This is a genomic window from Pseudomonas sp. C321, from assembly GCF_055407105.1.
This window is the reverse complement of record NZ_JBUZRB010000003.1, coordinates 105,070-126,066: the sequence shown is the minus strand read 5'-3', so window position 1 is coordinate 126,066 and position 20,997 is coordinate 105,070. Positions and strand designations below refer to the sequence as shown.

20 protein-coding genes are annotated in these 20,997 nt (G+C 60.6%); 5 read left to right on the top strand and 15 right to left on the bottom strand.

Annotation, left to right across the window (positions count from 1 at the left end):
- Window positions 1–78: 78 nt before the first annotated feature.
- Window positions 79–396, top strand: a complete 318-nt coding sequence (locus ACZRJ6_RS10100) for a DUF3509 domain-containing protein (protein WP_463968035.1) — start codon at window positions 79–81, stop codon at window positions 394–396.
- 1 nt (window position 397) lies between these two features.
- Here ACZRJ6_RS10100 and ACZRJ6_RS10095 read toward each other — a convergent pair whose 3' ends face one another.
- A complete protein-coding gene (locus ACZRJ6_RS10095) occupies window positions 398–847 on the bottom strand; it encodes a phosphate-starvation-inducible protein PsiE (protein ID WP_463968034.1) in 450 nt (149 codons plus the stop codon).
- Between the two features lie 341 nt (window positions 848–1,188).
- On the opposite strand from ACZRJ6_RS10095, the gene ACZRJ6_RS10090 reads away from it, so the two are divergent.
- Entirely contained in the window at window positions 1,189–1,449 is a 261-nt protein-coding gene (locus tag ACZRJ6_RS10090) for a YebG family protein (RefSeq protein ID WP_010564043.1), read from the top strand.
- 70 nt (window positions 1,450–1,519) lie between these two features.
- Here the strand turns inward: ACZRJ6_RS10090 and ACZRJ6_RS10085 are convergent, their stop codons facing one another.
- Window positions 1,520–2,539: a Leu/Phe/Val dehydrogenase gene (locus ACZRJ6_RS10085; RefSeq protein WP_463968033.1), complete on the bottom strand. Its 1,020-nt coding sequence runs from the start codon at window positions 2,537–2,539 to the stop codon at window positions 1,520–1,522.
- Between the two features lie 185 nt (window positions 2,540–2,724).
- Between ACZRJ6_RS10085 and ACZRJ6_RS10080 the strand changes: the two genes are divergently transcribed.
- On the top strand, window positions 2,725–3,528 hold the full coding sequence (locus ACZRJ6_RS10080; RefSeq protein WP_463968032.1) for a SirB1 family protein: 804 nt from the start codon (window positions 2,725–2,727) through the stop codon (window positions 3,526–3,528).
- A 96-nt stretch (window positions 3,529–3,624) separates the two neighbouring features.
- Here the strand turns inward: ACZRJ6_RS10080 and ACZRJ6_RS10075 are convergent, their stop codons facing one another.
- From ACZRJ6_RS10075 to hmgA, 4 genes are read right to left on the bottom strand one after another with little or no spacing between them, the layout of a single operon-like run.
- Window positions 3,625–4,995, bottom strand: coding sequence for an MFS transporter (locus ACZRJ6_RS10075; RefSeq protein ID WP_463968031.1), 1,371 nt, complete (start codon window positions 4,993–4,995; stop codon window positions 3,625–3,627).
- Window positions 4,996–5,052: 57 nt separating this feature from the next.
- Window positions 5,053–5,694, bottom strand: coding sequence for a maleylacetoacetate isomerase (gene maiA, locus ACZRJ6_RS10070; RefSeq protein WP_463968030.1), 642 nt, complete (start codon window positions 5,692–5,694; stop codon window positions 5,053–5,055).
- A gap of 12 nt (window positions 5,695–5,706) precedes the next feature.
- The gene (fahA, locus tag ACZRJ6_RS10065; protein ID WP_463968029.1) at window positions 5,707–7,005 is read right to left on the bottom strand and encodes a fumarylacetoacetase; all 1,299 of its coding nucleotides are present in this window, start codon (window positions 7,003–7,005) and stop codon (window positions 5,707–5,709) included.
- A gap of 3 nt (window positions 7,006–7,008) precedes the next feature.
- Complete coding sequence (hmgA, locus tag ACZRJ6_RS10060) at window positions 7,009–8,292, bottom strand: homogentisate 1,2-dioxygenase (protein WP_463968028.1); 1,284 nt, start codon at window positions 8,290–8,292, stop codon at window positions 7,009–7,011.
- Between the two features lie 119 nt (window positions 8,293–8,411).
- Between hmgA and ACZRJ6_RS10055 the strand changes: the two genes are divergently transcribed.
- Window positions 8,412–9,200, top strand: a complete 789-nt coding sequence (locus ACZRJ6_RS10055) for an IclR family transcriptional regulator (protein ID WP_149411703.1) — start codon at window positions 8,412–8,414, stop codon at window positions 9,198–9,200.
- Here ACZRJ6_RS10055 and ACZRJ6_RS10050 read toward each other — a convergent pair.
- From ACZRJ6_RS10050 to ACZRJ6_RS10015, 8 genes are all read right to left on the bottom strand, one after another.
- A complete protein-coding gene (locus ACZRJ6_RS10050) occupies window positions 9,197–11,737 on the bottom strand; it encodes a LuxR C-terminal-related transcriptional regulator (RefSeq protein WP_463968027.1) in 2,541 nt (846 codons plus the stop codon). The genes ACZRJ6_RS10055 and ACZRJ6_RS10050 overlap by 4 nt on opposite strands.
- Before the next feature lie 194 nt (window positions 11,738–11,931).
- Complete coding sequence (locus tag ACZRJ6_RS10045) at window positions 11,932–13,299, bottom strand: DUF1329 domain-containing protein (RefSeq protein WP_463968026.1); 1,368 nt, start codon at window positions 13,297–13,299, stop codon at window positions 11,932–11,934.
- A 24-nt stretch (window positions 13,300–13,323) separates the two neighbouring features.
- Window positions 13,324–15,114, bottom strand: a complete 1,791-nt coding sequence (locus ACZRJ6_RS10040; protein ID WP_149411705.1) for a DUF1302 domain-containing protein — start codon at window positions 15,112–15,114, stop codon at window positions 13,324–13,326.
- A 484-nt stretch (window positions 15,115–15,598) separates the two neighbouring features.
- Window positions 15,599–16,510 (bottom strand): SDR family oxidoreductase, encoded by a 912-nt coding sequence (locus ACZRJ6_RS10035; protein ID WP_463968025.1) that lies wholly within the window; start codon window positions 16,508–16,510, stop codon window positions 15,599–15,601.
- Between the two features lie 113 nt (window positions 16,511–16,623).
- Window positions 16,624–17,526, bottom strand: coding sequence for an alpha/beta fold hydrolase (locus ACZRJ6_RS10030; protein WP_463968024.1), 903 nt, complete (start codon window positions 17,524–17,526; stop codon window positions 16,624–16,626).
- Window positions 17,526–18,308, bottom strand: coding sequence for a class II aldolase/adducin family protein (locus tag ACZRJ6_RS10025; RefSeq protein ID WP_463968023.1), 783 nt, complete (start codon window positions 18,306–18,308; stop codon window positions 17,526–17,528). Before ACZRJ6_RS10025 ends, ACZRJ6_RS10030 begins: the two co-directional genes overlap by 1 nt.
- A 165-nt stretch (window positions 18,309–18,473) precedes the next feature.
- Complete coding sequence (locus tag ACZRJ6_RS10020) at window positions 18,474–19,160, bottom strand: LrgB family protein (protein ID WP_463968022.1); 687 nt, start codon at window positions 19,158–19,160, stop codon at window positions 18,474–18,476.
- Window positions 19,150–19,536 carry a CidA/LrgA family protein gene (locus tag ACZRJ6_RS10015; RefSeq protein WP_463968021.1) on the bottom strand — a complete coding sequence of 129 codons (387 nt, stop codon included), beginning with the start codon at window positions 19,534–19,536 and terminating at the stop codon, window positions 19,150–19,152. The genes ACZRJ6_RS10020 and ACZRJ6_RS10015 overlap by 11 nt, the downstream gene beginning before the upstream one ends.
- 98 nt (window positions 19,537–19,634) lie before the next feature.
- On the opposite strand from ACZRJ6_RS10015, the gene ACZRJ6_RS10010 reads away from it, so the two are divergent.
- A complete protein-coding gene (locus ACZRJ6_RS10010; RefSeq protein ID WP_149411710.1) occupies window positions 19,635–20,531 on the top strand; it encodes a LysR family transcriptional regulator in 897 nt (298 codons plus the stop codon).
- On the opposite strand, the gene ACZRJ6_RS10005 is transcribed toward ACZRJ6_RS10010, so the two are convergent.
- Entirely contained in the window at window positions 20,512–20,967 is a 456-nt protein-coding gene (locus tag ACZRJ6_RS10005; RefSeq protein ID WP_133101994.1) for a flavodoxin, read from the bottom strand. The two genes, ACZRJ6_RS10010 and ACZRJ6_RS10005, sit on opposite strands and share 20 nt — an antisense overlap.
- Window positions 20,968–20,997: the final 30 nt, after the last annotated feature.

Sequence of the window (20,997 nt, the reverse complement as noted above, 5' to 3'; positions counted from 1 at the left end):
GCCAGTGGTCCGGTAGCACGAACTAATCCCGACACCGGTCGTCAATGACTGCACGTTCTTATCAGGCGGTAACGCACAATGGACAATCCTTTTCAGGTCATCACTGACACGTTCACGCCCAAATACCGGGTCAACCTGAGCATCCAGCGCCTGGACGGCAGCATTATGCTGACCCTCTCCGACGATGACGGCGTGGTCGCCAAACGCATGATCAGCGCCGCACAACGCAACGACCCGCAACGACTCAAGCGGCTGGTGCAAAGTGTGCAGTTCGGTATTGCCATCGAACAGGGGCATAGCGCCATGGAGATTCTGGCGGTGATGACGGATGGGGATAATCACAAGGTGTTGCAACAACCGCCCAACCGCCAGCCGCCGCTGGCCGCCGGAATTTAGCTCACTGCTCCGACTTATCCTTTACAGACGGGTATCGGGACGATGCAAAACGCACCACCAAGATCGCAAAAGCCAACAGCAGAATACCGCCACACAGGTAGATGATCCCCAGGTCCGGGGCGTTATGGTGCGAAACATCGCCGATCAACAGCCGCGTCAATGCGGTAATGGCCACGTAAAGCAGAAACCTGATGGGCATATGGTTGGTCTTGAAATAGATACCGACCATCGCCCCCAATTCCAGATAGATAAACAGCAGCAAAATGTCATCAACCTTGATGCTGCCCTTGGACAGCATCTCGATAAAGGTCAGAACCGCTGCATAGGCAGTGATCGCGCCAATACCGAAAAGCGCCAGATAGTGAAACGCCTCCACCGCCAGATTGCCCAGCGAATCCGCGTTCGCATGCAAGCTTTTGCGCAGTTTTTCAGCCCATTTCAATTCTGTCATTGCTCACCACCGCCGTACAAAAATTAACCAACCGCAAGCCGATGCCCACGCCACGCTTCCTGCAAATCGCCCCGACCGGATAATGGCGGGGGGATATGACGATTTCTCTGCATGCAGAAAAAAGGCCAGAGACCGCAGAGTGAGAGGGTGGCGGGATGATATGAGGCATTTATCTTGCTGTCACGGTGCATCGATGCGGCAATCAGACAGCTGACAAATGTCATTTCCCGACTACATTAAAAAGCTGCTATCCAAACCCCGTGGATTGGCTTATCCTTTTAGCTGTATATAAATACAGTGGTCGCAATAGACAACTATCGTGAAGGCATGTGAGGTGGTGAATGGCCGTCGAAGTGGTATACCGCAGCAGCCGAGATCTGGAGCGTTTGTTCATGGATAAAGCCGAAGCTGACCGTCATGACAAAATGCTTGAACTCGCCGAGTTGCTGGCAGAAGTGTTGCAAAAAGCCGTGCCGTCCCTGAGCGAGCAGCAGGTGGAGGAAGCCGGGATCTACATGGCGAAGAATCGCGATGTGTTTGCCAAGGCGTTCAAGAGCCAACCGGACGCGCTGTCCGAGTTGCTGAACCCGCCGGCGGAATAAAGCCAGAATTGAACAGGCCCTGAATCATTGGTTCAGGGCCTTTTTAATGCCTGGCTTTTGTACAAACAGCTCAGCGGTACAACAAGCGCTCCGCCAACTCATCCGCCACCCGCGCGGGCGAGCGTTTTTCAGCCTGGGCATGGGCGAAGACTTCGGTCAGGCGGGTGCCGATGTTCGACAGGTGAGCAGTGATGGTCGAAAGCTCTGCACCGCCGTGCTTTAGGGCGACGTAGATCAGCCCGCCGGAGTTGATCACATAGTCCGGGGCGTAAAGGATGCCGCGACCTTCCAGTTGGTCGGCCACTTGCAGGTTGGTCAACTGGGCGCTGGCGGAGCCGGCCACCGCCGCGCAACGCAACTGGGCGACGCTTAGGCGGTTGAGTACCGCGCCCAGGCCGCAGGGTGCGAGGATGTCGCACGGGGTGCTGAGCAAGGCGTCGTTGGCAATCGGGTGGGCGCCCAGTTGTTCCATGGCCAGTTGTACCTTGCCGTGGTCGATATCGCTGACCAGCAATTCAGCGCCAGCAGCATGCAGTTGCTCAGCCAGGGCGAAACCCACATTGCCCAGGCCCTGGATTGCCACCCGCAAGCCTTCCAGGTTATCGCTGCCCAGGCGCGCCATGGCAGTGGTACGGATGCCGGCAAATACTCCCATGGCGGCATGGGGTGATGGGTCGCCAGCGGCAGTGGTGCTGGTGACGTAGCGAGTTTGTTGGGCGATGCAATCCATATCGGCCACGGAGGTACCGCTGTCGATGGCGGTGATGTAGCGGCCGTCGAGTTGTTCAATGCAGCGACCGAAGGCTTCGAACAGCGCCGAACGGCTTTCCACATGGGCGGGGCGAATGATCACCGCGTTGCCACCGCCCACAGGCAAGCCGGCCAGGGCGGCCTTGTAGCTCATACCCTGGGCCAGGCGCGCAGCATCCGCTACGGCACTTTCATCGTCCGGATAGGCAAGGTAGCGACAACCACCCAGGGCGGGCCCCAGGCGGCTGCTATGAATGGCAATGACCGCCTTCAACCCGGTCACCGGGTCAACACTCAGGTGCAGCGATTCAAGGCGAGTGCCGTGCATGAGAGCAAACATCGTCTAGCTCCCGAATCACTTCTTGTAGTCGCTAAGTATAGGCTGTCGGTGAAAGCTTGCCGAAGTACGCCGGAATAAGCCGGTCGGTTTTACGGGCTTTACGACATAACCAGATAGGACGCTTTTCAAGAGACTGGACGAAACTTCACAGCAAGGCTAAAACGGGACATCCGTCGGAGAAAGTGATGAATCCCCGCCAAGCCTTTTTTGCCTGTCTGGACCGGTCACCGCCCGCGCTGTTTGAAGCAGCGCTGTGGATTGCTGCCGAGCATGACCCGACCGTGGAACCACTGACCATCCTGCACGACTTCAAGCTGCTGCAGCAGCGGATCAGCCTCAGCATGCCGATACTGCCAGCCGATGAGCTTGGCCAGCCATTGTTGCGGCGAATGAACGACCTGGGGTTCGCCCAGGATGACTACACCCCACTGCGCCCCGCTGCTGCCCTATTGGACAAAGTCTTGCAACGCCTGCGCGGGCAGCCATTGGCCCTTGGGTTGATCGCCCTGGAACTGGCGCGGCGCCTGGACATTCCCATGGTCGGGGTGAACTTTCCGGGGCACTTCCTGCTGCGAGTATCTGGCGCTGATCATCTACTGGACCCTTGCGGTGGCAGACGCTTGTACCCCAGCGATTGCCGCGAACTGCTGCAACGCCAATATGGGCCGAACCTCAAGCTGCAAGCCGATCACTTGCACACCGCCGAACCTCGGCAGATCCTGCAACGGCTGTCGCGTAACCTGCGCCAACTGCACCTGTCCAACGACAATCACCTGGCCGCCCTGGTGGACGCTGAGCGAGTGCTCGAACTGGGCAATGCCAGCGCTGCCGATTACCTGGCCAGGGCCAGCTTGTATCAGCGCCTGGACTGCCCGAATGCCGAGCGCTTTGACTTGGAGCATGCGCTGATGCTCAGTGAAGACCCGATCCAACGACTGCGCCTGACTGAGCGGCTGGGGCATTTGCCGCCCAATTCAGTGGTGCATTAAGAGGCGGATGGCATGGCCTGAATGTTAAACCGCGTTGCTCCCATCGCAGCCTCGCCAAGGCTCGACAGCGCTTACATTATTTGATCGCAGCCTGACTCAGGATTTGATCGGGTTCTTGAGAATATCTCTGTGCAGCGGACTCTTCGGCCCCCGGGCCTCAGGCGAACGCACCTGAATGATCAACAACGCCGCAATCACCGCGGGGATCGCGCAGAAGAAGAAAATCTGCTGCACCGGGATGTGCATCGCCAGCAGCATGCTGCCAAACAGTGGCCCCAGAATCGAACCAAAACGACCGACTCCCAACGCCCAGCCGGTGCCAGTGGCGCGCACGTGGGCCGGGTAGAAGTTGCTGGCGAAGGCATTGAGGGTCAACTGGCCGCCGATGATGCAGAAGCCGGCCGCAAACACGCTGGCCACCAGGTAGCGCGGGGTGTCGTGATTCAAACCCAACAGAATGGTGCACAGCGCCGCCGCGGCCAACACGCCGGACAGCAGGCGCACTTTGCTTTTCAGGCGGTCGGCGAACCAGGCCATGCCGATAGCGCCCAGGGTCCCGGCGAACAGGAACATCGAGGTCACCAGATTAGCTTCGTTCAAGCCCAAGCCGCTTTCCAGCAGCAGCGATGGCAACCAGCTGATCATGAAATAGAGCAGGATCAGGCTGACAAAGAAGGTCGCCCAAATCAGCAAGGTCGGTCGGGCATAACCATGGCGAAACAACTCCACCACTGTCAATTTGCTGCCCTGCTCCTGGCGATTTTCTTCTTCGCTGGCTGGCGGTGCTTGCCAGCCTGGAAGCATCTGCGCGGTGACTTTTTGCAGGCGCGCATAAGGAGGCTTGTCACGCAGCAGACGTGGCAAGGATTCGGGCAACAACCACGCCAGGAACGGGAACAGCAGCAACGGCGTCACGCCACCGGCCAGGAACACCGCTTGCCAGCCAAAACTGTCGATAAACCCGGCGGCGACAAACCCGCCCGCTGCGCCACCGAAAGAGAAACCACAAGCAGCCAGTGTCACCATCAAGGTACGCAGGCGCGGTGGTGAGTAATCCGACATCAAGGCCATGGCACTGGGCATCGCGCCGCCCATGCCGATACCACAGATAAAGCGTGCCGCCATCAAGGTGTTGAGCGAGTCGGCAAACACCATCAGCAGCGTGAGGCTGGCGTAGATCAGCACGCAGCACAGCAGGATGCGCCGCACGCCGAACCGGTCCGCCAGCGGCGTCACGGCCAGGGAACCGAGGGTCAACCCCAGCAGATTGGCGCTGAACACTGGGCCGAACGCGGCCTTTTCCAGCCCCCAATCATTGGCCAGTGCGGGCACCACGTAACCCAGGACCTGAGCGTCATAGCCGTCAGTGACCAGCAGCAACGCCAACAGCAGGAGAATCAACCACTGGTAGCGCGACACCGGCTGGGCGTCGAGTGCCGCGCGAAAGCTGGCAATCTGATTGTGCATCGCAAGGTACCTGTATTGTTTTTATGGTGTGTCCGCCCTCATGCGGGGCGGTTTTTCTTACGCTGGCGGGGTATCAGGTTGGTTGGCAGGATGGGCCTGAACAAACGCCGGATGCTGCGCAGCCAGCGCCGCCACTCGCCGAATCCGTGGGTACGCCGCCAACGACACCTTGAACCGCTCGGCTGCATACACCTGCGGAATCAGAAAGGCATCTGCCATCCCCGGCTGCTCGCCAAAGCAATAGCCCTGATCCCCAATCAACTGCTCCACAGCCCCAAGCCCTTGGCGGATCCAATTGCCGATCCATTCCAGCACTTGCGCCTCGTCATGCCCCCACTGGCGCAACAGGTTCTGCGTGCTGGAGTTGTGCAACGGGTGGATATCGCAACCGATGATCGAGGCCACCGCCCGCTCGTGGGCACGGGTCGCCAGGTCGCGGGAGAGCAATGGCGCCTGTGGATAACGCTCCTCCAGGTATTCGATGATCGCTGGCGACTGAATCAACAGTTCGCCATCCTCGGTACGCAAGGCCGGCACGCGACCTTGCGGGTTGATCCTCAGGTACTCCGGCTGACGATTGGCGCCGCCCTTGGGCACCAGCAGGTTGACCGGTACCGCCTGAAAATCCAGGCCCTTGAGCGCCAACGCGATACGCACCCGATACGACGAAGTGGAACGGTAGTAGGTATAGAGTTCCATCACCCAGCCCTCTCAGCGCGCCGCGACCACAGTGCCCCGGCATTCGCCAAAGCCGATGGAGGCAAAACCATCACGGGTACAGCGGGCCCGCAGGATGATTTCATCGCCATCTTCAAGGAATTTACGGACTTCACCGGACGCCAATTCAATCGACTTTTTCCCGCCTTCGGTGATTTCCAGCAGGCTACCAAACTGCCCCGCCTCAGGCCCGGACAAGGTGCCCGAACCAAACAGGTCACCGGCCTGCAATTGGCAGCCGTTGACACTGTGGTGCGCAACCATCTGCGCCACGGTCCAGTACATATGCCGGGTGTTGCTCAGGGTCAGACGATGGGCCGGCAGGTTTTGCTCGCGCATCGTTTGGGTGGTCAGCAGCACTTCCAGCTCGATATCAAAGGCACCGGCCGCTTGGTCACGCTTGTCCAACAGGTATGGCAGCGGCTGCGGATCGCCCTCAGGACGCGTCGGTTGAGCCTTGCGGAACGGCTCCAGAGCTTCGGCCGTCACCACCCACGGCGAGACGCTGGTGATAAAGCTCTTCGACAGGAACGGCCCCAGCGGCTGGTATTCCCAGGCCTGGATATCCCGCGCCGACCAGTCGTTGAGCAGGCAGAAACCGGCAATGTGCTCAGCAGCGTCGCCAATGGCAATCGAGTCGCCCATGGCATTGCCCTGACCAATCCAGATACCCAGTTCCAGTTCGTAGTCCAACCGGGCGCAAGGGCCGAAGGTTGGCTCGGTCTGGCCGGCGGGCAGGGTCTGGCCTTTTGGGCGGCGAACATCCGTGCCCGACGGGCGAATGGTCGACGCACGGCCGTGATAACCAATTGGCACATACTTGTAGTTGGGCAGCAATGGGTTGTCGGGACGGAACAGTTTGCCGACATTTTGTGCGTGTTCGATGCCGACGTAGAAGTCGGTGTAGTCATTAATCTTCGCCGGCAGGTGCATCTGGCAATCGGCGGCCAGGGGCAGCACTTTCGCCCCAAGGGCTTCCAGTTTGCCCCGCAGGGTGCTGCCTTCGCTGAGCAGTTCCAAAAGGCGCTCGCGCAGGGCAACGCGAGGGCCACGGCCCAGATCGAAGAAGGCGTTCAATTGACCGCCAGCGGTAGCTTCTACAGCGCGGAGGGCTTGGCCTTCAAAGAAATCCAGCGCGGCGTGCAGGTCGAAAATATGCTCACCGATGGCCACGCCACTGCGCGGCGCCGAACCGTTAAGGCTGAACACACCCAGCGGCAGGTTTTGCAAAGGGAAATCGCGGTGACCGTTGGCGGAGGTCACCCAACTGCGAGTGATGGCGGACTGAGTCATGGGTTATCTCCGGTTCGGGTTGAAGGTTGCCGGCAGCGAGGCCCAGCAAGCGTCGTAATTGTTTTGCAGCTGTGTGCATTCCAGTGCGAACTGAGTGGGACGCAGCACCTGGCTGGTCTCGAACATGAACGCCATGGTGTTATCGATCTTGTTGGGCGCCAGGTCTACAGCGATGGCCTTGGTGCAGGTCTCACCATCCGGCCCGTGGGCGCTCATGCAACTGTGCAGGGACGCGCCGCCCGGCAGGAAGCCTTCGGCCTTGGCGTCGTAGGCGCCCTGGATCAGGCCCATGTATTCGTTCATCAGGTTGCGGTGGAACCATGGCGGCCGGAAGGTTTTTTCCGCCACCATCCAGCGAGGCGGGAAGATCACGAAGTCGAGATTGGCCAGGCCGTGGACACTGGTGGGCGAGGTCAATACGGTGAAAATCGACGGGTCCGGGTGATCGAAACTCACGGTACCGATGGTGTTGAAGCGGCGCAGGTCGTATTTGTACGGCACGTTGTTGCCGTGCCAGGCCACTACGTTTAGTGGCGAATGATTCAGCTCGCAGCCCCACAGCTCACCGAGAAATTTTTGCGTCAGCGTCGTGGGTTGCTTGAGGTCTTCGTAATGGGCCACGGGGGTGAGGAAGTCCCGTGGATTGGCCAGGCCGTTACTGCCAATTGGGCCGAGGTCCGGCAGGCGCAGCGGGGCGCCATGGTTTTCGGCGACGTAGCCGCGGGCCTGGGCGTCCAGCAGTTCGACACGGAACTTCAGGCCACGAGGCAGTACGACGATCTCCAGCGGCTCGACATCCAGCACACCCAGTTCGGTGGCGATGCGCAGGCGGCCTTGCTCGGGAACGATCAACAGTTCGCCGTCGGCGTTGAAGAACACCCGGTCCATCGAGCGATTGGCGCAGTAGTTGTAAATGCTGATGCCGGACGGTTTTTGCGCCGCCGAATTGGCGACCATGCCCACCAGGCCGTCGATGAAATCGGTCGGTTCGCTCGGAATATCCAGCGGGTTCCAGCGCAGCCGATTGGGGGTCACAGCACCCAGTGGGCCACCGGCCAATTGCCGCTGCAGCTTGACGAACGCCGGGTGATTGGCCGACGGCTGGATGCGGTACAGCCAGGTGCGCCGGGCTTCGCTGCGGACCATGGTGAAGGCGGTGCCGGAGAATAGTTCGGTGTACAGCCCATAGGGCGCTTTTTGCGGGGAATTCTGGCCGACGGGCAGTGCGCCTGGCAGGGCTTCGCTGGCAAATTCATTGCCAAAGCCCGATTGATAATCGAGGGTCATGGATCTTCCTCTACGCTGAAGTTATTTTTATCGTAATCCAATTACGCATAACGTAATTTGATTGGTATTGACCGTCAAGCTATAAAGACGCCCATTCGTCTTTCGGATTCACGCCTTCCATGGAAAAGCCGCGCGCTACCCGCGACACCGGTAAACAGAAAGTCCGCTCGGCCGAGGTCGGCACCGACATCCTCAAGGCCCTGGCCGAACTGTCACCGGCCACCTCGTTGTCGCGCCTGGCCGAACATGTGCAGATGCCAGCGAGCAAGGTCCACCGCTATTTGCAGGCGCTGATTGCCTCGGGCTTTGCCGAACAGAACACCGCCACCAACCATTACGGCCTGGGTCGCGAAGCCTTGCGCGTCGGGTTGGCCGCCCTGGGCAGCATGGATGTACTGAAAGTCGCCGCCCTGCCCCTGGCGGAACTGCGGGACGAATTGAACGAAACCTGCTTTCTCGCGGTGTGGGGCAACCAGGGCGCAACCGTGGTGCATATCGAGCCGGCGGTGCGCGCCGTGACGGTGGTGACGCAATTGGGCTCGGTGCTGCCGCTGCTCAGTTCCTCCACAGGATTGGTGTTCAGTGCCTTTCTGCCGTCGCGGGAAACCGTGGACTTGCGCCAGCGGGAGATAGAGGCCGGGATCGCCCATACATTGGCGGACGATCAGGCATACGCCACGGCCTGTGAACAGATTCGCCAGCGCGGCCTGCACTTTGTCCACGGCTTGCTGATGCCGGGGGTCGATGCGCTATCGGCACCGGTGTTTAACGCCGTCGGGCAAGTGGCAGCAGTGTTGACAGTCGTGGGGCCGACTTCGCTGTTTCACGCCGATGAGGACGGGCCGGCAGCCAAGCGCTTGCTGGCAGCAACCCAGGCGGTGAGTTGGCGGATGGGGTATCAGCCTTAAGCCATCAACCCCAGTGTCTTGGCCTTCGCCACCGCTTGCGTGCGGCGCTCCACGCCAAGCTTGCTGTGAATCCGCCGCGCATGGGTTTTCACCGTGTGCAGCGAAATGAACAATTGATCAGCGATTTCCAGGTTGGAGCTGCCCAGCGCGATCAGTTGCAGCACTTCCAGCTCACGATGGCTAAGGGGATTTTCGCCCGCGGCCGTCAATGTTTCCTGAGGTTCGAGCCCCAATTCACTCAACAACCCCGGCTGACGTAACCGCAACTCGCGAATCGCCTGTTGCACCCGGCAACGCCCCGCCAGTTCCAGCCCCGCTTGCAGTGAGCGCACGGCCAACGGCCGATCACCCACTTGCCAGGCCACTTCCCCCAATACCAGGTGCAATTCCGCTTCCAGACAGAGCATGCCGCGTTGCCGGGCGGTGTCCAGCAAGGCGTTGAGCCGGCCCAGCGGTTCGTCGGCGCGGCGCAATTTCACTTCGGCAAGCACCTGCAAATATTCCAGGCGCGGGATCAGCTCCAGGGTGGCCGGCGGTGCCTGTTTCGCCTTCGGCCCGCGATAGTGACGCAGCACGCGGCTGACCGCCTCCAGGGTCAGTTCGGCGCGCCCCTGTTGCAACCAGAAATGCCCGCTGAGCAACAACAGAACCGCCCGGTACACCGTGTCGGGCACCTGCCGTGTTTGCATCAGGCGCTCGGCGTCCCGCAGTTGAATAAAGGCTTGGCCGTAATCGCCCTTGTTGGCCGCCAACAAGGCGAGCCCGAGAAACCCATACAGCACACGTTTGTCCTGGCTGTGCAGGCACATACCCAGGCCCGATTCAAAGCACTCGGCGGCCACGGTGTCTTGCCCTTGGCGCAAGGCGAGATGCCCTCGCCGCAGGGCGATTCGCCCCACCAATGGCCCAGCCTTGAGCCGCTGCCGGAGCAGCATCGCCTGGACATTTTCCAGCAGGCTCTGAGCCCGATACGGCGCGCCACGCTGCTCCAGCAACTGCGCATGATCCAGCTCCAGCAAAGCCTCCAGCAACAGCGAACCGTGGGCTCGCGCCAGGCACAGCGCCTCACGGTTCAGTGTCTGGGCCACGTCCAGCTCACCCCGCAGCAAGGCTTGTTGAGTCAGGCCCGACAGGCACATCAGCCGCGACGTCCAGGCGCTGTCAGGCAAATCTTGCAGGGCCTCAAGAAAATGCTCACGGGCCCGCACCGCCTCCCCCCCCAGGTGCAGCAACCAACCCCATTGCGCCTGCCAGCGTGCCAGCAACTGGCGCTGCAATGGCGCCGAGGGTTGTGGGGTGAAACGCGCCAACTGATCGATACATTGCGCGGCCTGGTCGAAGCGTCCGGCAAACAGCAACGCTGCCGTCACCAGCCCCACCAACTGCGCAGATCCCAGCATCAGTTCATCGCCATGCTGCTCATGCAGGCGCAACAGCAGCACCGCGTTTTGCTGGCGGAACAGGTCTTCAAAACTGAAATGCTGCAACAGGCTGACGGCGACTTCGTACTCCTCGGCCAACAGCGCCTGTTCGAACGCCGCTTGCCAGTCCTCAGCGAGGGTAAACCACTGACAGGCCCGTCGGTGCCAGGAGCGTTTGGCCGGCCAGGCTTCGTCCCGCAACAGTTGCGCCAGGGGCGGAAAGACCTGCAGCCAGTCCGACGAATCCTCCCAGGGTTCGATAAAGGCGCCGAGGGTCTGCAAATCGCGCAAATATTCTGCGCCCTCACCAAAACCGAACAGGTGCTCACACAACCCCGGATTGAACCGTGGCAGGTGTGCCAGCACGCGCCAGGCTTCGGCCAGTTCCGCGGGCAAGGTGCTGAACAGCTCGTGTTGCAGGTAGTCGAGCAAGGTTTGCGCACGGCCATGCCAAGCGCCTCTGTCCGCGTGACCATCACCCTCAAGCAGGGCGATACGCACCCCGGCGCACCAGCCGGCGCTGAATTGCAGCACCTTCTCGGCAGTCTGCCCGGCATGGGAGTGATGGCTGATCAGTTGCTGGACGTCCTCGTGATTGAAGGCCAGTTCCGCACCGCCGCACTCCCACAGGTCATCATCAAGCAGCAGTCGCGGCCAGTTGCAGGACGGCCGCCGCCGTGCGCCCAGCCACCAGGTCAGGGCCGGGCTGCTGGCCGCCAGAGCGCGGTCGAGCAAGGCATCCAACTCAGGCGCCGGCACCCGGCAAAAGTCATCGAGAAACAGCCAGGCCGGGGTTTGCCAACGGCCCAGGTCCAGCAGCAGCGTGGCTTCATCGGTAAAGGCCAAGCCAAGGCTTTGCGCCAGGCGCTGGCAAAAGTCGAGGGTGCCGAGGGCAGCGCCATTGAGGGGCAGCCAATACACTTGGCAGCTCAAAGGCGCCTGTAGCGCGCATTCGGCGAGCAGCGCGCTCTTGCCGCTGCCGGCCGGCGCACAGAGCAATTTCACCCGCGCCGCTGCCGTGAGCAAAGGCCCGGCCAGGCGTGGGCGCAACAGGTGATGGGCAGACAAGCGTGGCATGAATCCAGGACGATCCAGGCACCGGGTCATGGCAGTCATTACGGCATCCCTGTTTTTATTATTAGGCGGCGTGCCCCTACCCTAGTCCTGTGGTCGGCGGTTGTTGAAGGAGTATTCAGCGGGCTGATTGCCGGGCATAAAAAAACCGGGATTCAAAGAAGTCCCGGCACGACGTCCAAAGGTGGGACCCGACAAGCCCGGCTCCCACACTTCGATTGCATTTCAACTAGAGATTAGCGAACCCCTGAGGCGCGCAACGCCGCCGGGGTGTAGTCCGCCGCCTTGGCCGCAAAGCCGAACACGAAGCTGCTTTTTTCCTCATTCTTCATCCCCAAGGCGATGTAGCGGCCGGCGATGATGTCGTACAGGGTCTCGACGGTGTAGGCCGGCACCTGGTGGTCGTAGTAGAACTGCGCATGGCCTTCGGCTACGCGCCACAGTTGGCCACGACCGTCATAGTGATCCACCAGCGCGACCTGCCAGCTGTCTTCATCAATGTACATGTGGCGCTTGGCGTAGACGTGACGCTCGCTCGGCTTGACCGTGCCGACCACTTCCCAGACCCGGTGCAGCTCGTAGCGGGTCAGGTCCTGGTTGATGTGCCCGGCCTGGATGATGTCGTCGTACTTGAGGGACGGCGAGTCGAGCTTGTAGCTGTTGTAGGGGATGTACACCTCCTTCTTGCCCACCAGCTTCCAGTCATAGCGGTCTGGCGCGCCGGAGAACATATCGAAGTTGTCGGTGGTGCGCAGGCCATCGGAAGCAGTACCCGGTCCGTCGTAGGACACTTGTGGCGCACGACGCACCCGACGCTGGCCGGCGTTGTAGATCCAGGCCAGACGCGGCTCCTTCACCTGGTCGAGGGTTTCATGCACCAGCAGCACGTTGCCCGCCAGGCGCGCGGGTGCAGTGACCGATTGCTTGAAGAAACTCAACACGTTGGCGCCCTTGACCGGGTCCATGTCCGGGATCAACTGCGGCACCGCTACTTCTTCTTCGAAGCGGATCGCCGTGTAGCTGCCGTTAGTCTGCGGCGTGGCCTGGGTGATGATGCGTTTGAGGTTGCCGCCGTGGTAACGGGTGATGTGGTTCCACAGCACCTCAACGCCGGTCTTGGGAATCGGGAAGGCGTAGTAGCGATTGCCGGTAAAGTTCTCCAGGCCATTGCCGTCGCTGATCGACTTGACGTTAAGCGCGCTGCGCTTGATCGACTCGTAGATGTCCGCTGGCAGGTTGACCGTACGGTGGGTCGGGTAGACCGGGATTTTGTAGGTTTGCGGGTAGCGCTTGAACATCGCTACCTGGCCCTCGGACAGCTTGTCCTTGTACTTGTCGACGGTGGCCGCGGTAATCACGAACAGGGGTTTTTCACTGGCAAACGGGTCGGCCAGGAAGCCTTTGCTGTCCACCGCGCCGGCGTTTTTCGGGATACCGCCGGTCCAGGCCGGAATCGAGCCATCGGCGTTACCAGCCTTCTCGGCACCCACCGGGGTCAGGGTAGTGCCCAACTTGGCCGCTTCTTCCGGCGACACTGCCGCCATCACGTTGGCCGCCAACAGGCTCAGCGCCAACACGCCGCACTGCAAAATCGTCTTACGCATGGTTGTTGTCCTTCTTATTGCGAATCAGAAGTTCACGCCGAAGCTCAGCGCGAGGAAGTCGCGGTCAGTCAGAGTGTTGTAGTCACCGCCAAAAAAGTCGGTGTAGCTGAGGTTCGCGGTGTAGGTGTTGCGGTAGTCCGCATCGACACCGACGCTGATAGCCTTGGAGCCCTCGTTGAACAGGCCGTTGGGGCCGTAACCCTTGACGTCGTGGGACCAGGACAGGTTGGGCTTGAAGTTGATCCCGGCGATCACGTTGTTGTACTCAAGGATTGCCCGGGCGCGATACCCCCAGGAGGTGGAGGTGACAAAACCGTCGGTATCGCCGCCAAAACCGTATTGGCCATACACCGAGTCGCGGCCATAACGCAGTTTGGTTTTCGACTCCAGCCCGCCGACCCGCACGATGGCCGCTTCACCGACCAAAGTCAGGCGTTCAGCGCCCAGGATCTGGTCGAAGAACTGGGTCATGGAGGTCTGGAACTGGGTGACTTCCTTGCGCCGGTAGCCGGTATTGTCCGAGCCAAATGAGCTCTGGATCGGTGACGCGGCGCCACCGACAATCGGATTGACCAGGGCCAGGGTCAGGTCCGTGGTGTTGAGTTGCACCGGTGCATTGGGCCGGTAGCTGATTTCCCCGGTCCAGGCCGTACCGGTGGGCAAGGTGGTAGCGAAACTCGCGCCGTACAGGCGGATGTCTTCCGGGTAATCCAGATAATACTGGCCACGCCCAAGCATGGTGCTTTGGGCCAGGCCGAAGCCGGTACCAGGGGCGATAGCGTTGGCGGTGTCGCGGATACGATTGATCGTCGCCAGGTTGGTGTTGGCGGTAAGGGTGCCTACGGTCGGCGTGCGGCTGTGGTAATTCATGAAGTACAGGCCGTACTCGGTGTCGTCCCCCAGCCAGCGCAAGGCTGCGCCGAACTGCCCGGAATCCCGCGCATCACGGTCGCCGGCACGATGGACAACCACACCCTCGTTGGTCACATCAAAGCCCTGACCGAACGCGGCGGCCACCGGTTGAAGCGGCCGGATCGCCGGGCTGCCGACGGTGTAGTTGTTGGTGCAGCCGTCGGCCGCCACGTCACCACCGAAGAAGGTGCCGCAGTTATCCAGCACCGTCTGGTCCCACTCCAACTGGTAGAAACCTTCCACCGTCAGTTGGTTGGTCAGGCCCTGGGAGGCGAACAGCATGTTCACCGGAATCAGCCCTTCCTTGATCTCGGCGCCAGGCCGGCGGAAGGCCGATACGTCGATCGGGTTGATGCTGTTGATGGAGTTGCCGATGAAGGTACTTTCACCCCAGCTGACCACCTGCTTGCCGGCGCGCACGGTGCCCGGCAGATCGCCCAGGGAATAGTTGTGGTAAACGAAGGCATCGAGGATCTGCGCACCGCTGGATTTGGCGCCTTCCTTGCGATTGTGGTCACTGATCTGCTTGAACTCGCGGTCTTCGTCCTTGAGCTCGAAGTCGTACCAGTACTTGCCACGCACGAACACGCCGGTGTCGCCGTACTTGAGCTCCAGGTCGTGCAGGCCCTTGAAGATCTTGGAGAAGGTCTCGCCCTTCTTGAAGTTCTGGCGACCGTCATCCCCGGTCGACGCCTGGCCACTGCCGCCATTGGGAATACCGATCAGTTTGCTGTCGGCATCGCGCATGCCCCAACTGGCGCCTACCGAGAGTGAGGAATCGAATTGCCCTTCGATTTCCCCGATGTTGAACGAAACAGCCTGCGCCTGCGCGCAGCATCCCAAAGCAACAGCAGCGGCCAGCGCCTGTGGCCTGAAGATGGCGCGCATTGTTGTTCTTGTCATGCGTCTTCCCCGGTGGTGTGACAGAAGGCCCCACCCTACTGCCCAACATCAGGAGCGATAAGCGCACCAAGGAGGTATTCGCGTTGTCGCTCGAAAGGATGAATGGGCGCTCTGGGTTGGGTCTTCGCGGGGAGATCGACGAGATGGATGAAGGGATATCAAGAGAATGGATAAGCATCAAGGCGACTGTTGCGATATTGGTAACAGTCCTTGTCCTGAATCAGTGTTTTTCATTCTGTTACAAGAGACTATTCTTGCTTGGCTTTCAGGGCAAACAGCCCGCTTCCCAAACGGGAAGAGAAGCCAGAATCCAACAGATTGACCTCTACTTTCAGTCTGTTACCTGTGTTTACTGACGTTGATTTGTCGCTCCTTGATCCAACGTCTTACTTCGGCCGCTGCCTTTGCAGCGGCCTTTTTTATGCCCGAAATAAAACGGGGCGCTGTAGGCGCCCCGCTGGATTAAATGTTTTTCATGTAACGATCACAGGACGTATTTCTGCAGGTTCGCCATCATTTCCTTCAACGCCTCTATAGTGTCCCTGGGATGGGCCGCGCCTTCGAAGTCGCAAATTTGCTGCCAATGGGCCGCCACATCGTCCGGGGAAAAACCGGCCTCGGGATCGAATCCCATGCCCAGGCTGCGCTCCCAACGGGTTTTGCCAATCCAGCCGCCCCCTACTTCAAACAGCCCGGAGGTTTCCTGACAGGCCTCGCTGCCCAGGTACACCACCAACGGGCTGACCAGCTCCGGCTTGAGACGCTCGAAGACTTGCGGCGGGATCAGGCCTTCGGTCATGCGCGTGCCGCCAGTGGGCGCGATGGCGTTGACCAGAATGTTGTTCTTGCGCCCTTCCAGGGCCAGGGTGCGGGTCAGGCCGTACAAGCCGAGCTTGGCCATGCCGTAGTTGGATTGGCCAAAGTTGCCGTAGATCCCCGAGGTTGACGCGGTGAAGATCACCCGGCCATAACCTTGCTCGCGCATATGGGGCCAGGCAGCGCGGGTGACTTTGTAGGCACCTTCGACATGCACCCGGTAAACCAGGTCCCAGTCGCTGTCGTCCATTTTATGGAAGGTTTTGTCTCGCAAGATCCCGGCGTTGTTCACCACCACATCGACACGACCAAAAACGTCGAGAGCGTTCTGCACGATCTTGTCGCCATCGGTGACCGAGTCGTGGTTGGCTTCGGCAATCCCGCCAGCCTCACGAATCTCGGCCACCACACGGTCTGCCGCCGAAGCATTGGCGCCTTCGCCCTGGGCCGAGCCGCCCAGATCGTTGACCAGAACCCTGGCCCCGTGCTTGGCGAATAACAGCGCATGGGCCCGGCCCAACCCGCCGCCGGCACCGGTGACGATCACAACCTTATCTTGCAAATTCACAGGCTCACTCATACAGAACTCCAGCGGCAATAGGGGACGATGGGTGGAGTGTCAGGCACCGGGCTTCTGGTCACAATAAATACGGCCAGGGCTGAATGGTGCGCGATAAGGCTGGGGGATGATTGTCAGGAATAGGCCACCCGAGGCGGCGCTTGCGCAATACGCTCGCGAAACGACAGGTAATGCTTGAGCACCTGAACCGGCGCCTCGATCTGCGGGTAGTGACCAATGTTGGCCAGTAACACTGCATCGGCCTGCGGCACCAGCTCACAGTAACGCTCGACCATGTGGGCGCCGGAAATAGGGTCCACTTCACCATCAATGACCCGCAACGGCACCTCGCCACGCTGCATGGCCGCCACCCAGCGTTCGCGCTGCTGGCGTCGCTGGGGGATATAGGCGATCAGTTTGTGCAAGATGCGCGGGCCGTCGTGGCTTTCGATCAGACTCCAGAAATCGTCCAGGGCACTTTCGCTGGGACGGGTGTCGGGGCCGAATATCTGCATGAAACTATTGGCCAGGGCGTTGCGGCCAAAGGCACGACCGATCATCCAGCCCAAGGGGCTGAGCAGCAGTTTCTGCACCAAGGCCGGGCGATGGGTCTCATGGAACAACCCTCCGTTAAGAAACACACAGCTGGCCATCTGCAAGCGCCCCTCGTAATGCCGGGCAAGCAGCTCCTGAGCGACGCTATCGCCGTAGTCATGGGCCATTACGTGGACAGGCTCCGGCACCCGCAGATGTTCCAGCAGCGCCTGCTGCAAATCAGCCTGCTCCAACAGGCAATAGGTGTGGTCCAGGGGCTTGGCTGAATCGCCGAAGCCCAGCATGTCGCAGGCGATCACCAGATTGCGCTGGGCCAGGGGCTGCCAGAGGTAGTGCCAATCCCAACTGGCCGTGGGGAAGCCATGGATCAGCAGCAACGGCTCGCCCTGCCCGGCCACCCAGTAACGAATGGTCTGGCCGCGAAAGACAAAGCTCTGCCCACGCTTGCGCCAGGCGCTCAGAGGAATCTCGGCCAGTGCCATCAGAGTTTGTATCCAGGGTCTTGTTTATCCAGTTTGCGCAGCAGCGCCGGCCAGGCCAGCGCGCCACCCATACCTTGGGCGCTCTTGGTGACCCCGGCGATCATCGCCTTGGCGCCGGCAAGAACCTGCGGCTCGATGGCGATCAACTCGGCACCTCCGTTCTGCGCCAGCACCTGGATGTCGCAGGCACGCTGGAAGGTGAACATCATCAGGAACGTATCAGCGATGGTACCGCCGCAGGTCAGCAGGCCATGGTTGTGCAGCATCAGGAAATTGTTCTCTGCAAGATCGGCCTGCAAGCGAGCCTTTTCCTCGTGGTTCAGCGCCACGCCCTCATAAGCGTGATAGGCCAGGCTGGACAGTACGAACAACGACTGTTGGCTGATGGGCAGCACGCCTTGCTTTTGCGCGGACACGGCAACACCGGCGGCGGTATGGGTGTGCAGCACACAGACCACGTCATGCCGCACTTCGTGTACCGCACTGTGAATGGTGTAGCCCGCCGGATTGATCTCGTAGGGGCTGTCCATCCGCTTGTTGCCGGCCTGATCGACCTTGACCAGGCTCGATGCGGTGATCTCGTGAAACATCAGCCCGAACGGGTTGATGAGGAAATCTTCGGTGCCCGGCACCTTGGCCGAGATATGGGTGAAAATCAGGTCATCCCAGCCATACATGGCCACCAGGCGATAACAGGCTGCCAGGTCGATACGGGTCTGCCATTCGGCGGCGCTGACCTGATCTTTTACACTCTGTGTCGATTGAACGGGGGCTAGGCTCACGGCAATGACCTCGGTGGTGTGGTTTTTTTATTGTTTTCTAGGCGAAGGGCTTTCGGGTGAAAGGCCAGTCTAGTCAGAGGTCACGGTTGCGGTAGTTGCATTGGCAGCCAGCTTGATGACCGAGCGAGTCAGCCATCAGGATAGTTCGATTTTGTTCAATGCGTGTCAGAGAAGCGACGCCAATAAAGGTGCGGCGAACAGGTTGAGCAAACCCGTCAAGACCATGACCAGGCCCGCCACCGAACCTTCCTCACTGCCCACTTCATGGGCACGACTGACGCCCGCCCCATGCGCCCCGACGCCAAACAAGGCGCCCCGAGCCAGGGCACTGCGCAACGGCAGCCACTTGAGCAGCACCCCGCCGAGCATGGCACCAAATACGCCGGTGAACATCACGAATACCGCCGTCAGCTCTGGCACGCCGCCCAGGTCATGGGCCATGGGCATGGCAAACGGCGTGGTGATCGAGCGCGGCACCAGCGATAGGGTCACCGAACTGTCCAATGCCAACGCCTTGGCCAGCCCGAACGAGGTGCCGATGGAGGCCACACTGCCCGCCAGCATCCCCAGCAACAACGCCGGCCAATGGCGCATCAGCAACTGGCGTTGTTGCCAGATCGGAATGGCAAAAGCCACGGTGACCGGGCCCAGCACCAGCATCAGCCAGTGGGTGTCGGTGGAGTATTCGGCATAAGCGGTGTTCAGCGGCACAGCCACCGCCAGCAACAGCGCCGGCACCAGAATCAGCGGCGACAACAAGTAGCGCCCGGTGCGCCGATAGATCCATCGGCTGAACACATAGGCGGCCAACGTCAGGGCCAACCAGAACATCGGCATCATCTCAAGCTTCATGGCGCAGTTTCCAGCGGCACACCATCTCTACGGTGAAGGCCGTTACCAGCATGACCATCAGGGTACTGAAGCCGATCACCAGCATGATCCGCCAACCGTCATGGCGCAGCAGGCCACCGTAGTCGAGCAGGCTCATCAGGGCCGGAATAAAGAACAGCAGCATTTCCGCAATCAACACGCCAGCGCCCAATTGCAGGGCCGCCGGCTTGATCAGGCCGCTGGCGAATACCAGTAACAACAGGCCCAGGCCGATCACGCCGCCGGGAATTGGCCACGCCAGCCACACTGCCAGTTGGCAGCCCAGCAGGTAAATCGCCAGCAGTACCACCAGTTCAACCAGCAACCGGCCAAGGTGTTTGAAGGTGAAACTTTTCATGAGCTTTGGGTCCTCGCAGGCACTCATTTTAAAGAGTCGCCTGACATCCCTAAAGCGAATTGTTAGACTGCAAACTATTCCAAACTGGAATCATGGCAATGGAATTCAAACAGCTGCGCAGCTTTGTCGAAGTGGTTCATCGAGGTGGTTTTACCCAGGCGGGGAAAACCCTGCACATCAGCCAATCTGCCGTCAGCAAGCAGGTGGCGCAGTTGGAGCAGAGCCTCGGCACGCCGCTGCTCGATCGCATGGGCTCGCAGGTACGCCTGACCGCCGCCGGCCAAGTGGTGCTGCAACGGGCCGAAGCGATGTTGCGCCTGCAAAACGAATTGCTCAGTGAACTGGACGATTTGAATCAGATGACCCGCGGCGAATTGCGCATGGGCTTGCCGCAACTGGGCGGTGACATTCTGTTCGCCCGCCTGTTTGCCGAATACCGACGGCGCTATCCCAATGTGACCATCCAGTTGCTTGAAGGCGGCAGCCGCAACATTGAGCAGGCGATTCTCAATGGTGAACTGGAAGTAGGCGGCAGCTTGATGCCCACCAACCCGGCCTTTGCCTGGCAAGCGTTCTGCGATGAGCCGCTGGATGCTTTGTTGCCGATGGACCATCCCCTGGCGGATAACGCGCAGATCCGCCTGGAGGAATTAGCGGACACGCCGTTCCTGATGTACCAGCGCAGCTTTGTTTTGAACGACCGATTGCTGCAAGCCTGTCAGCAGGTGGGTTTTACACCGAAGGAAAGCGGACGCAGCGGCCAGGCGGATTTTCTCGCGGCGCTGGTGGCCGCCGGCCAGGGCGTGGTGTTGCTGCCCAGCGTGGTAGCCCGCGGCCTGGTGCGCCCCGGCGTGGTACGCCTGACGCTCAAGGCCCCGGAGTACCTGCGCTGGGACATCGCCTTTATCTGGCGTGAGGGCGCTTATCTGTCGAAAGCTGCCCAGGCCTGGCTGGCATTGCTGCGCGAGTACCCGATCAGCCGCGCAGTGCAGTAACCAGCTCGGCCAGCCACGGTTCGGCGTCAGTTTCCGGGGTCACACTTTCGCTGGCGTCCAGACGCAACATCGGCAGCACTTCGCGCACGCCCAACTCGCCAAACAGCTCGCGCATTTGCTCACCTCCGCCGCAAAAGGTATCGCCGTAGCTGGAGTCGCCCAGGCCGATCACCGCGCCAGGCAAACCACGCCAGGCTGCCGGTAATTGGTCGCGGATGGTCGAATACAGCGGCTGCAGGTTGTCCGGCAACTCGCCCATGCCGGTGGTGGAGGTAACGGCCAAAAAAGCCTCAGGGGCAAAGCCCTGGATGTCCGCCAGGGTCGCCCGAGGGTTGTGCCAGGCGTCGAAACCGGCTGCATTGAGGAGTGTTGCAGCGTGGCGGGCGACTTCTTCAGCCGTGCCGTACACCGAGCCGGAAAGGATGGCGACTTTCATCAAACTGATCCTGTAGCTGAGTAAAAGCCT

What these genes read in the sequence shown, in the direction of transcription:
- ACZRJ6_RS10100 (WP_463968035.1), top strand. Translation starts at nt 79, where the DNA reads ATGGACAATCCTTTTCAGGTCATCACTGACACGTTCACGCCCAAATAC.
- ACZRJ6_RS10095 (WP_463968034.1), bottom strand. Translation starts at nt 847, where the DNA reads ATGACAGAATTGAAATGGGCTGAAAAACTGCGCAAAAGCTTGCATGCG.
- ACZRJ6_RS10090 (WP_010564043.1), top strand. Translation starts at nt 1,189, where the DNA reads ATGGCCGTCGAAGTGGTATACCGCAGCAGCCGAGATCTGGAGCGTTTG.
- ACZRJ6_RS10085 (WP_463968033.1), bottom strand. Translation starts at nt 2,539, where the DNA reads ATGTTTGCTCTCATGCACGGCACTCGCCTTGAATCGCTGCACCTGAGT.
- ACZRJ6_RS10080 (WP_463968032.1), top strand. Translation starts at nt 2,725, where the DNA reads ATGAATCCCCGCCAAGCCTTTTTTGCCTGTCTGGACCGGTCACCGCCC.
- ACZRJ6_RS10075 (WP_463968031.1), bottom strand. Translation starts at nt 4,995, where the DNA reads ATGCACAATCAGATTGCCAGCTTTCGCGCGGCACTCGACGCCCAGCCG.
- maiA (WP_463968030.1), bottom strand. Translation starts at nt 5,694, where the DNA reads ATGGAACTCTATACCTACTACCGTTCCACTTCGTCGTATCGGGTGCGT.
- fahA (WP_463968029.1), bottom strand. Translation starts at nt 7,005, where the DNA reads ATGACTCAGTCCGCCATCACTCGCAGTTGGGTGACCTCCGCCAACGGT.
- hmgA (WP_463968028.1), bottom strand. Translation starts at nt 8,292, where the DNA reads ATGACCCTCGATTATCAATCGGGCTTTGGCAATGAATTTGCCAGCGAA.
- ACZRJ6_RS10055 (WP_149411703.1), top strand. Translation starts at nt 8,412, where the DNA reads ATGGAAAAGCCGCGCGCTACCCGCGACACCGGTAAACAGAAAGTCCGC.
- ACZRJ6_RS10050 (WP_463968027.1), bottom strand. Translation starts at nt 11,737, where the DNA reads ATGACTGCCATGACCCGGTGCCTGGATCGTCCTGGATTCATGCCACGC.
- ACZRJ6_RS10045 (WP_463968026.1), bottom strand. Translation starts at nt 13,299, where the DNA reads ATGCGTAAGACGATTTTGCAGTGCGGCGTGTTGGCGCTGAGCCTGTTG.
- ACZRJ6_RS10040 (WP_149411705.1), bottom strand. Translation starts at nt 15,114, where the DNA reads ATGACAAGAACAACAATGCGCGCCATCTTCAGGCCACAGGCGCTGGCC.
- ACZRJ6_RS10035 (WP_463968025.1), bottom strand. Translation starts at nt 16,510, where the DNA reads ATGAGTGAGCCTGTGAATTTGCAAGATAAGGTTGTGATCGTCACCGGT.
- ACZRJ6_RS10030 (WP_463968024.1), bottom strand. Translation starts at nt 17,526, where the DNA reads ATGGCACTGGCCGAGATTCCTCTGAGCGCCTGGCGCAAGCGTGGGCAG.
- ACZRJ6_RS10020 (WP_463968022.1), bottom strand. Translation starts at nt 19,160, where the DNA reads ATGAAGCTTGAGATGATGCCGATGTTCTGGTTGGCCCTGACGTTGGCC.
- ACZRJ6_RS10015 (WP_463968021.1), bottom strand. Translation starts at nt 19,536, where the DNA reads ATGAAAAGTTTCACCTTCAAACACCTTGGCCGGTTGCTGGTTGAACTG.
- ACZRJ6_RS10010 (WP_149411710.1), top strand. Translation starts at nt 19,635, where the DNA reads ATGGAATTCAAACAGCTGCGCAGCTTTGTCGAAGTGGTTCATCGAGGT.
- ACZRJ6_RS10005 (WP_133101994.1), bottom strand. Translation starts at nt 20,967, where the DNA reads ATGAAAGTCGCCATCCTTTCCGGCTCGGTGTACGGCACGGCTGAAGAA.